Here is a 10,164-nt window from a genome sequence, read left to right as displayed (position 1 = left end):
GGGGCCGTTGATCTCGGAGCGGCGGGCCGCGCGGCGCCGGGTCTCGCAGAGCAGGCACAGGTCGGGGGCGTCGGCGTCGACCGGGCCGTTGGGGTGCTCCGGACAGCGCGTGGTGGGCGCGCCGCCGCTGACGGTGTCGTCCAGCAGGTCGAGGGCGCGCTTGAGATCCGCCTTGACCTCGTGCAGCCGGGCGTCGGGTGTGTCGGACGTCAGCGCCTCACCGTGCTCGCCGAGGAGGCGGAGGGCGCGACCTAGGGCGGTCTGCTGGGCGTGGTTCATGGTCCTGTCGACGATAGTCGGCTTTGCCGCGGGCCGGTGGCGTGGTGCACCCCGCCGTCCTCCGCTCAGACGGCCGGGTGTGCTTCGCGTACCCGGAGGCGGTGGGCGAGGCGGCCGAGCAGTACAGCGTTGACCAGCCCGCACAGGGCGCAGCCGGCGGCGAAGAGCGGCGGGCTCAGCCAGGAGAGATCGGGGAGTTCGGCCGGTATCGACACCGCGAGGGGGACGAAGCTGAGCGGCGCTGTCGTGATGAGCGGCCAGACCCCGGCGAACCCCGGGTCCGGCAGGACGTACGCGGCGCAGAGGAAGAACACCACCGAGGCGGTGACCGCGGCGAGGTAGACCCGCGCGGGCCAGTTGTCGACGGCGGGCGCGAGCAGGGCACGGAGACGGGCGGAACGCGCCGCCCGGGTTGCTGTGGAGGGTGCCGCGGATTTCCTCGTCACCAGGGCGCCGATCACGGCCGCGTTCACCAGCGCGCACAGCACGACCCACACCGTCCAGGCGCCGATGGCCGACACCTGTGCCGTCCCGTCCCCTTCGGCGCCGGGACCGAAGGGGAGGACGATGCCCAGCAGGGAGAGGGGCGCGGTGAGTACCGAGGGGGCCAGGGCGACGGGACTCTCCGGGGAGAGGAACATCGCCGCGACCGAGACGCCTACGACGCCCAGGTAGGCCCGGGCCGGCCAGTTGTCCGTGGCGAGCGCGAAGAGGCGGCGCGGACGGGAGGTGTACGGCATCGACGGGTCGTCCTTCGGTCGGTCCGGGTGGGTGATCCCAACGGTGGACCGAGGGGGGCGCTCCGGCATGAGTACCGGTACTCATCGGGAGGGGCCGCAGGACTCAGTTCGTCAGACCGTCGACGAACGCGGACCACGCGGCGGCCCGGAACACGAGTTTCGGGCCGAGGGGGTTCTTGGAGTCGCGGACGGGGACGAGGGTTGGGTGACCGTCGGCTACTTCGAGGCAGTCGTCGCCGCTGCCGCCGCTGTACGTCGACTTGCGCCAGCGGGCGACTTCCAGGCAGTTGCCCCCGCTGCCGCCGCTGTAGCTGGACTTGTGCCAGGTGGCCGAACTCAGGTCGCGATCAGGGTTGTTCCTCATGGGCGTAATCCTGCGCCATCCTCTCGATCAAGGCCAGAGACTTCTCGGGTGCGAGCGCACAGGCCGCGAGGAACTCGTAGTAGAGCCTGTACTCCGCGACGACGGTGGGGTCGTCGTCCAACTGGCCGGTGCCTACGCCTTCGAGGTAGATCAGCGGAGGGGCGCCGGCGAAGTCCATCAGCTTGATGCAGCCCTGCATCGCGGGGTGCGCCCCCGCGTCGAAAGGCAGTACTTGCACGATAACTCGGCTTCGGCGGCCCAGTTCGGCGATGTGGCGCAGGTTCTCCGCCATGACCGCAGGCCCACCCGTCACCCGACGTAGCGCGGATTCGTCAATAACCGCCCACAACAGGGGGCTTGTTGGGTCGTCGAGGATGAGGGCCCGCGTCATCCGCTGTGCTACCAACGTGTCGATCTCCTCGTCGGTTGCAGTCGGCTGGTAGGCCCGGCAGACGGCCCTCGCGTACGCGGGTGTCTGGAGTAGCCCAGGGATCAGCATCGACGCGTACTGCCTGATCGCCGTTGCTCGGGCCTCCGCGTCCGCCGCCTCCGCGAAGTGCTCCGGATATTGGGACTTCGCCGCCGCTCCACAATTCCGCGTGAAGAAGTCCCCCGTGCCCAGCTCAACGTCCAGCATCCGCGCGTACTCCGGCAGCATCCGCCGTGTCCCCGCCTCCAACTGCCCGATGAACGAACCGCTCACGAACAGCCGCTGCCCCAACTCCTCCTGGCTGAGGCCCGCCTTCTCGCGGGCGTGGCGGAGTTCGGCGCCGAGCAGGGCTCGCGGTGACGACGACGGGTCGAGGTCCTTCTGTCCTGCCACGGCAACTCCCTGTCCTCACACCCGAGTTTGTTGGGACTTCGCGTATGGCCAGGTTAGACATGTTGCCGCCACGCTGTGTCGCGAACAGCGAACTCTGTGTGGAGGTGTGAGGAATGCTGCGGTCGACGGAAGAAGTCGTCGCTTCGCTTCGGGAGGCGCTCACGGGTGTGGGTGTCGCCCTGCCGTCCCTGAGTGTGGACCCGGCGACGGGTGCGGGCGAGGAACGGTTCGCGTTGGTGACGCTGGGGCGCTGCAACGTCCGTACCGCCGAGAAGCTGGCGTCCGTGCTGCGCGGCGAACGGCCCCCGGTCGGGGCGCACGCCGTGGACGTACGGGACGGGCGGATCGGCGAGGTGATGGGGCACGTCGGCGGGAACGTGCAGTTGCGGCCGCTCGCGGGCGGCCGGGAGTGGGACTGCCCGCCGGAGTCGACCAGGCCCGCGGCACAGGAGGAGGTGCTGCGGGCCCGGGTGCGGGAGCGGAACCGCGAGGCCCGGCTCCCTTGAAGCGGCCGACCGCAGCAGGTCAGCCCGGCGACACCCCGCTGAGCTCCCCGTACGGCACCGGCCAAGCGGTGAGGGCGTCCAGGACGACGCGGTCGGCGAGCGGCTGCCGCAACTCCACCTTCACGCTCTGCTCGATCAGTTGGGCGCTGCAGGGGCCGCTCTGCTCCCCCGCGACGGAGGCGTACAGCACGACGTTCTCGTCGGTCTCCAGCACGTGGACGACGGGGCCGTCGTCGCAGGCTCCGTGGGTCGCCCGGACCGTGAGGGAGCGGCCGTCCGCCGTCGTCCCGGCCAGCCGGGCGATACTCCAGAGGCCGTCGGTGGATCCTTGCCGAGCCCGTCCGATCGACGGCTCGGGAAGCTTCGACGGGGTGACGGCGACCTGTTTGAGCGGGGCGTCGTAGCCGTCAAGAGTGAACAGCCAGGCGGGAACAGTCGCCGGTCCCCGGCTCGTGGTGATCGTCGTTTCGCCGAGCTTCACTCCCGTCACGGTGAGCCTGGGCCCCTTGCTGTTGTAGTGGGCGAAGGACTGATACGCCTTGTTCGGCTCCATCAGCGGACGGCTCAGGGTGCTTCCGTTGCTCCACTCCACCTTCCCCTGCGTGATCGCGGTGGTCGGCAGCTTGCCGCGCCGGACGATGGTCCCGGTCTCGTAGGCCCGCTTGTCCGCCTCGGTGTGCCAGCCCGATTCCGGGGGCTGCGTCGTGTCGGCCACCGGGTAGTAGCCCTGGCTCCAGGCAGCGGCGGCTGCGGACCCCGGCCAGGCGTCGGCCACTTCACGAGCGCGCTTCTCCTGCGTCTTGAGCGACTGACTGTCCGTACCCCCGTCGCCCGCGCTCCGGTCATCGCCGCAACCGGCGAGGAGGCAGGCACCCAGGAGGGGCGTGAGCACCAGTCCGACGAGGCGGTTGGCTTGCGTGTTCATGGAGTCCCCTTGGGCGTTTCCGACGACGGATTCCCTGCTGAGTGCATGGCGCGGAGGCTTTCGACTCCTGGCGTCAGCGCCTGTCCGCACCTACGACGCGGAAGGGGGACTCCACGTTCACTCGGGGCCGCTCACCCCGCCCACGAGCGCGGGTGCGAGCTCGCGCCACGGCTCCGTCGGTACCTCGAACGGGGACTCCATCAGGGCCTGGACGCAGACATGGTCGGCGCCCGCGTCCAGGTGCTCGCGTACCCGGTCGAGGATCGCCGCCTCGTCGCCCCACGCGACCAGCGCCTCGGCCAGCTTGTCGGAGCCGCCGCGTACCAGGTCGCTCTCGTCGAAGCCGGCCCGCAGCCAGTTGTTGCGGTAGTTCGGCAGGCCGGTGTAGATGTCCAGGTGGGCGTGGGCCCGGCGCAGCGCGGTCTCGCGGTCCTTGGTGAGTACGGCGCCCAGCTCGACGGCCACGATCTTGTCGGGGCCGAGGGCGGCCCGTACCTCGGCGGTCTGGGTCGGTGTCACCAGGTAGGGGTGGCTGCCGTCGGCGAGTTCGCGGGTCAGCTCCAGCATGCGGGGGCCGAGGGCGGCGACCAGGACGGGCGGGCGTGGTGCGTCGGCCTCGGCGGCGTAGAAGGTCGCTCCCGCCATTGCCGTGAGGTACTCGCGCATGGCGGCGACGGGTTTGCCGTAGCTGCCGCCGCGCACCCGCTCGACCAGTGGCCGGTGGCTGACGCCGAGCCCGAGCACGAACCGGCCGCCGTAGGCCGCGGACAGGGTGCGGGACGCCGCGTTGGCCGCGACGGCGTCGCGTGCCCAGATGTTGGCGATGCCGGTCGCCACGCGCATGCGTGAGGTGGCGGCGAGCAGCAACCCCGCCTGGCTGAACGCCTCCCGGCCGTAGGCCTCGCCGAACCACAGGGTTCCCCAGCCCTGGTCTTCGAGTTCCGCGGCGAGCTCCCCGGCCGCCGCCGGAGGCACCGCGTCCAGGCTCGCGGTCCAGATCCCCACGCGGCCGAGCCCCGCTTCTTCCACCAGTGTCATACCGGGACCGTAGGGGCTGGGGCCGGGCGGATGCCGTGACCGTGCCGCTCACGGTCCTTGACCGGGGTGTTCGCTCAGCCGCCGGGCTGGTAGGAGCGGGGCGCGGAGCCGGTCCAGCGTTTGAAGGCGCGGTGGAAGGCGCTCGGTTCGGAGAACCCCAGCCGGCGTGAGATGTCCTCGATGGAGGTGGTGCCCGCGGCGAGTGCCGCGATGGCCACGTCGCGCCGCAGTTGATCGCGGATCTGCTGGAACGAGGTGCCCTCCGCGGCCAGTCGCCGGCGCAAGGTCTGCGCGCTCACCGCCAGCCGGGCCGCGATGTCCTGCGGGTCGGGCATCCGGTCCGGCAGCGACTGTCCGAGCAGTCGGCGGACCTGGGCGGCGGTGGTGCTGCCGTAGTCCAGGCGGGCGAGTACGTCGTCCGGGGCGCGGCGCAGGAAGGTGTGCAGCCCCGACTCGTCCTGGAGTACGGGGAGTTCGAGGAGGGCGCGGTCGAGGACGAGGGCGGTGTGCGGGGCCCGGAAGGTGCACGGGGCGCCGTAGAGGAGGTCGTATTCGAGCGCGTGGGGTGGTGCCGGGTGGGTGAACTCGACCCGGGTGAGGGTGATCCGGCGGCGGATCAGCCAGCCCGCGAAGCGGTGGGCGACGACGGTGACGGATTCGGCGAGGTAGTGATCGGGGTCGTCGAAGCCCGTGAGGTCGAAGACGAGCCGTGCCTCGTCGGTCTTCCCCGCGGGTCTCTCCTCCACGTGGAAGCGCGGCCCGCCGGGGAACAGCCCGTAGAAGGTGCTGCTGCGGTTGATCGCGGTCCGCAGATCGGGGCTGCAGTGCACGACGGCGTGGCACATCATCGCGAAGGTGCCCACCTTCAGGGGGTGTGGCCCCAGGCCCTGGAACTCGTCGTCGAGTGCCCGCCACACCGCCTTGGTGAGCCGCGCGAACTGCTGCGGTGACACCCGGGCGAGCGGGACCTCCAGCAACTGCGGTGGTACGGCGGCCTGTTCGAGGAGCGCGGTGATGTCCACGCCGTGCCGCTCGGCTCCGCGCAGCGCGGCCCGCACGTGGTGGATGGCGACCGAGCGGGTGGGCGCGCCGTACGCGTCGCTCTCCAGAGGTGCGGACATGGCCGCCGATCGTAATGGACGCAGAGGTCAATGGCCGTGAGCGCTGAGGTCATGACCGACCGCCGTGCCGCCCGCCTAGCGTCGGGACGTGATCAGAAACGGATATTTCGACGAGGCCCACGAGGCGTACCGGACCGCATGGCGCGGCTTCATCGAGCACGAGGTCGTGCCGAGGCAGGCAGCCTGGGAGCGCGAGGGGATCGTCGGCAAGGACGTCTGGCGGCTCGCGGGCGCACAGAACCTGCTCTGCCCGTGGGCCGATCCCGCCTACGGCGGCCTGGGCCTGGCCGACCTGCGGTACGAGCAGATCGTGATCGAGGAACTGGCGGACGCCGCCGAGTCCGGCTTCGCGGTCCCGCTGCACTCCGGCGTCGTCGCCCCGTACCTGGCGGAGTTCGGCACCGAGGACCAGAAGACCCGCCACCTCACCCCAGCGGTCTCCGGCGAGACAGTGCTCGCCATCGCGATCACCGAGCCCGGTACCGGCTCGGACGTGGCCGCCATCCGCACGCACGCGGTGCGCGCCCCGGACGGGAACGGCTGGCTGCTCAACGGCGCCAAGACCTTCATCTCCAGCGGCGTCAACGCCGATCTCGTCATCGTCGCCGCCCGCACCGGTGAGGACCACACGATCGGCCTGTTCCTGGTGGCCGACGGGACCCCCGGCTTCACCCGCGGCCGCACACTCGACAAGCTCGGCCTGCGGACCTGGGACACCGCCGAGCTGTTCTTCGACGACGTCCATGTCCCGGACGCCGACGTGCTCGGCGGGCCGGACCAGGGATTCACCCTGCTGATGCGGCAGTTCGCCCTGGAACGGCTGGGCGTCGCCATGGGCGCGGTGGCCCACGCGGGGGCCGCGCTGCGGGAGACGGTCGCCCACACCAAGCAACGCTCCGCGTTCGGGCGGCCGTTGGCGAAGTTCCAGGACACCCGCTTCCGGCTGGCCGCGATGCGGGCCAGGATCACCTCCGCCCAGGCCTTCGTCGACACCTGCGTCCTCGCCCACAACCAGGGCACCCTCACCGCCGACCAGGCAGCCGAGGCGAAGCTCGTCACCACCGAACTGCAGGGCCAGGTCGTCGACGACTGCCTGCAGATGTTCGGCGGCTCCGGCTATCTGTGGGAGTCCCCGATCTGCCGCCGCTACGCCGACGCCCGCGTCCAGCGGATCTACGGCGGCACGTCCGAGATCATGAAGGAGATCATCAGCCGCTCGATGGACCTCTGACCAACTCCCCTCCGCTCTGGGCGACTTGGTCCCGTCGGGTGAAGCCGAACGCGTACGTGGCCAGGAAGCCCACCGCGTACCCCGTCAGCAGCCCGCCCCCGTAGATCGCCGTCGTCGTCCCCAGCCCCCTGTTCCCCGCCAGCAGCGGGAACAGGGCCCAGCCCGACGGGCCGATCGCCGTCGCGCCCACCTTGTCGCCGAGCGTCGCGAAGAAGCCGACGAACGCCCCGCCCGCCGCGCCGCCCGCGCAGGCGGTCAGGAACGGGCGGCCGAGGGGGAGCGAGACGCCGTAGACGAGGGGTTCGCCGATGCCCAACAGGCCTGCGGGCAGTGCCGACTTGATGGTCGTGCGGAGTGAAGTGTCGTGGCGCAGGCGGAAGTACACCGCCACCGCCGCACCGACCTGGCCCGCGCCCGCCATCGCCAGGATGGGCAACAGGACGGTGTAGCCCTGCTGTTCGATGAGGGTGGTGTGGATGGGGATGAGGGCCTGGTGCAGGCCCAGCATCACCAGGGGGAGGAAGAGGCCGCCCAGGATCAGACCCGCGAAGGGACCGGTCGTGGACAGCAGCCAGTTCGCCGCCGTGCCGATCGCGGTGGAGATCTCACCGGCCGCGTACATGAGGCCGTAGAGCGTCGCCAGGCCCGAGACCAGGACCGTCAGGGTGGGGGTGACGAGGACGTCGAGGGTCGCGGGGACCCAGGTGCGGCACCACTTCTCGACGTACGTGCCGAGCAGTGCGGCGGCCAGCGCGCCCAGCACTCCGCCCTGGCCGGGGGAGAGCGCGACTCCGAACGCCGTCACCTTCGCCACCCCGGGATACACCACGACCGCCGCCACCGCCCCGCCGAGCACCGGCGTCCCGCCGAACTCCTTCGCCGTGTTGTAGCCGACGAAGACGGAGATGAGGGCGAGGAAGGCGGAGGCGATGGCGGAGAGGGAGGGGGTCAGGCCCGGCAGCCAACTCAGGTTGACCAGCAGGCCGTTGAGGCCTGCCAGCACTCCACACCCGATCAGGGCGGGGATGAGGGGGACGAAGATGTTCGCGACGCGGCGCAGGAGGAGCTTGCCGGGCGTCGCGTTGCGCGCCCGCTGCTCCTCCTTCAACTCGGCGCCGCGTGCGGCCAGTTCACCGGCGGCACCCACCAACTTCTCGAACTCCGGGGTCACCCGTGCCACCACCCCCGGCCCCAGCACGATCTGGTACGTGTCGTCGTCCACGACCCCGAGCACGCCGGGCAGTGCGCGCAGCGCCTCCTCGTCCACGAGTGACCGGTCGGCCAGGCCGAGCCGGAGGCGGGTCATGCAGTGCGCCACGGAGGTGACGTTCGCGGGGCCGCCGACGAGGGGGAGGATGGCTGCGGCGGTGTTCTGTGGGGTGCTCACCCCCTGAGAGTGCTGGTCAGCCGCCCGCCGCGGTCAGCGCCGCGCGCAGCCGGCCGCCGCACTCCTCCAGAAGGCGGGCGGCCGTCGGGCCGTCGACGCCGGCGAGGACCACCAGGATCGCGTTCTTCACCTCGCCGTCGGTGGCCGCGAGGGCCCGCTCGATCTCCGCGTCGTCGGCGCCGGTGGCGAGCGCGACGATCCGGCGGGAGCGGGCGCGCAGCTTCTCGTTCGAGGCGCGGACGTCGACCATGAGATTCCCGTACGTCTTGCCCAGCCGGATCATCGTGATCGTGGAGACCATGTTGAGGACCAGCTTCTGGGCCGTGCCCGCCTTCAACCGCGTTGATCCGGTGAGGAGTTCGGGTCCGACGACGATCTCGATGCCGTGCTCGGCGGCTGCCGCGAGCGCGCTGTGCTCGTTGCAGGACAGCCCGATGGTCAGCGCGCCCTCGCCGCGCGCGTGCTCGACCGCGGCGATCGCGTACGGGGTCCGTCCGGAGGCGGAGACACCGACCACCGTGTCGTCGGCGGTCAGCGCGAGCGCGTCGAGGTCGGCCCGTGCCATCTCGCGCGAGTCCTCGGCGCCCTCGATGGACGTGACCAGGGCCTCCGGCCCACCGGCGATCAGCCCGACGACCTGGGAGGGGTCGGTGTTGAAGGTCGGCGGACACTCGGACGCGTCCAGCACGCCGAGCCGTCCGGCGGTGCCGGCACCCATGTAGATCAACCGGCCGCCCCTCTCCATTCGTTCGGCTACGGCGTCGATCGCGGCGGAGATTTCGGGGAGGCGGCGAGCGACCGAGGCGGCCACGGTGGCGTCCTCGGCGTTCATGAGTCGGGCGATGTCGGGGGTGGGTAGTTGATCGATCCCGGCGAGTTCAGGGCGGAAGGCTTCGGTGGTGAGTGACTCCAACTCGGTGCGGAGATCACGGGGGTTGGACGTGGAGGTCATTTGAGAAGCGGCTCTTTCCGTTGTTCTTTGTCCGCGGGGCGGTGGGGGCTGGTCGCGCAGTTCCCCGCGCCCCTTCGTAACTCGGGCCCAGTTTCAGGGGCGTGGGGAACTGCGCGACCAGCCACAACGCACCCGCAGAAAACAACGCGCCCTTAACGCCTGTGCCGATGCGCCAGCGCCTCATAAGACGCCGACAACGCCGGCGCCGCCTGCTCGTACGTCCGTTGCGCGACCCCGATGAACAGGCAGTCCACCACCAGCAGCTGACTCGTACGCGATGACATCGCCGCCGGCCGCAGCTCGCTCTCCCGAGCCGTGGACGTCGTAAGAATGTGATCGGCGTACTGCGTCACCGCTCCGTTCGGCCGCCCGGTGATCGCGACGGTCGTGGCCCCGCGCTCGAAGGCCACCCGTAGCGGCTCGATGACGTCACCGGTGGATCCGGAGTGGGTGATCGCGATCGCCACGTCCCCGGCTCTCAGCTGCACGGCGTTGGTGACGGCGAGGTGCGGGTCGCTGTGGGCGTGGGCTATGAGCCCTATCCGCAGCAGTTTCTGGGTGAGGTCCTGCGCGACGAGCCCGGACGCCCCGATGCCGTAGACGTCGGTACGGCGGGCCGCCGCGAGCGCGGTGACGGCCGCGCCGAGCTGCACGGTGTCGAGTCCGGCGGCCGTGTCGGCGAGGGTCTGCTGCTCGTCGTAGGCGAGTTTCGCGACGACGTCGGCGATCGGGTCGTCGACCGCGATGTCGGTGGTGAGGGCGGGCGCGCGCCCGGACTGCTGCTGTGCGGCGAGCCCG

Annotated in this window: 11 protein-coding genes and 1 pseudogene; 2 read left to right on the top strand and 10 right to left on the bottom strand. The window is 71.1% G+C overall.

Annotation, left to right across the window (positions count from 1 at the left end; genetic code table 11):
• The 4 genes and pseudogenes from R6V09_RS36045 to R6V09_RS36030 all read right to left on the bottom strand — a co-directional run.
• A pseudogene (locus R6V09_RS36045) lies at window positions 1-279 on the bottom strand (hypothetical protein); the annotation flags it as partial.
• Window positions 280-344: 65 nt separating this feature from the next.
• Window positions 345-1,019 (bottom strand): SCO4225 family membrane protein, encoded by a 675-nt coding sequence (locus tag R6V09_RS36040; RefSeq protein ID WP_317885677.1) that lies wholly within the window; start codon window positions 1,017-1,019, stop codon window positions 345-347.
• Window positions 1,020-1,122: 103 nt separating this feature from the next.
• Window positions 1,123-1,383 (bottom strand): DUF397 domain-containing protein, encoded by a 261-nt coding sequence (locus R6V09_RS36035; protein WP_317885676.1) that lies wholly within the window; start codon window positions 1,381-1,383, stop codon window positions 1,123-1,125.
• Window positions 1,367-2,206 (bottom strand): helix-turn-helix domain-containing protein, encoded by an 840-nt coding sequence (locus R6V09_RS36030; RefSeq protein ID WP_317885675.1) that lies wholly within the window; start codon window positions 2,204-2,206, stop codon window positions 1,367-1,369. The genes R6V09_RS36035 and R6V09_RS36030 overlap by 17 nt, the downstream gene beginning before the upstream one ends.
• Window positions 2,207-2,319: 113 nt before the next feature.
• Between R6V09_RS36030 and R6V09_RS36025 the strand changes: the two genes are divergently transcribed.
• Window positions 2,320-2,712 (top strand): hypothetical protein, encoded by a 393-nt coding sequence (locus tag R6V09_RS36025; protein WP_317885674.1) that lies wholly within the window; start codon window positions 2,320-2,322, stop codon window positions 2,710-2,712.
• Between the two features lie 19 nt (window positions 2,713-2,731).
• Here the strand turns inward: R6V09_RS36025 and R6V09_RS36020 are convergent, their stop codons facing one another.
• From R6V09_RS36020 to R6V09_RS36010, 3 genes are all read right to left on the bottom strand, one after another.
• Window positions 2,732-3,637, bottom strand: coding sequence for a hypothetical protein (locus tag R6V09_RS36020; RefSeq protein ID WP_317885673.1), 906 nt, complete (start codon window positions 3,635-3,637; stop codon window positions 2,732-2,734).
• A gap of 117 nt (window positions 3,638-3,754) precedes the next feature.
• Entirely contained in the window at window positions 3,755-4,675 is a 921-nt protein-coding gene (locus R6V09_RS36015) for a TIGR03620 family F420-dependent LLM class oxidoreductase (RefSeq protein WP_317885672.1), read from the bottom strand.
• 74 nt (window positions 4,676-4,749) lie between these two features.
• A complete protein-coding gene (locus tag R6V09_RS36010; RefSeq protein WP_317885671.1) occupies window positions 4,750-5,796 on the bottom strand; it encodes an AraC family transcriptional regulator in 1,047 nt (348 codons plus the stop codon).
• 88 nt (window positions 5,797-5,884) lie between these two features.
• Here R6V09_RS36010 and R6V09_RS36005 point away from each other — a divergent pair, with 88 nt between their 5' ends.
• Complete coding sequence (locus R6V09_RS36005; RefSeq protein ID WP_317885670.1) at window positions 5,885-7,027, top strand: acyl-CoA dehydrogenase family protein; 1,143 nt, start codon at window positions 5,885-5,887, stop codon at window positions 7,025-7,027.
• On the opposite strand, the gene R6V09_RS36000 is transcribed toward R6V09_RS36005, so the two are convergent.
• The 3 genes from R6V09_RS36000 to R6V09_RS35990 all read right to left on the bottom strand — a co-directional run.
• Window positions 7,005-8,414: a PTS transporter subunit EIIC gene (locus R6V09_RS36000; RefSeq protein ID WP_317885669.1), complete on the bottom strand. Its 1,410-nt coding sequence runs from the start codon at window positions 8,412-8,414 to the stop codon at window positions 7,005-7,007. The genes R6V09_RS36005 and R6V09_RS36000 overlap by 23 nt on opposite strands.
• A gap of 16 nt (window positions 8,415-8,430) precedes the next feature.
• Complete coding sequence (gene murQ / locus R6V09_RS35995; protein WP_317885668.1) at window positions 8,431-9,366, bottom strand: N-acetylmuramic acid 6-phosphate etherase; 936 nt, start codon at window positions 9,364-9,366, stop codon at window positions 8,431-8,433.
• A 152-nt stretch (window positions 9,367-9,518) separates the two neighbouring features.
• The coding region (locus R6V09_RS35990) for a MurR/RpiR family transcriptional regulator (RefSeq protein WP_317885667.1) at window positions 9,519-10,164 on the bottom strand (646 nt) is incomplete at its 5' end.

It is taken from the genome of Streptomyces sp. W16 (assembly GCF_033194735.1).
Classification (GTDB): Bacteria; Actinomycetota; Actinomycetes; order Streptomycetales; family Streptomycetaceae; genus Streptomyces.
Note: the sequence above shows the minus strand (reverse complement) of the source record. Positions and strands in the feature narration are given on the sequence as shown.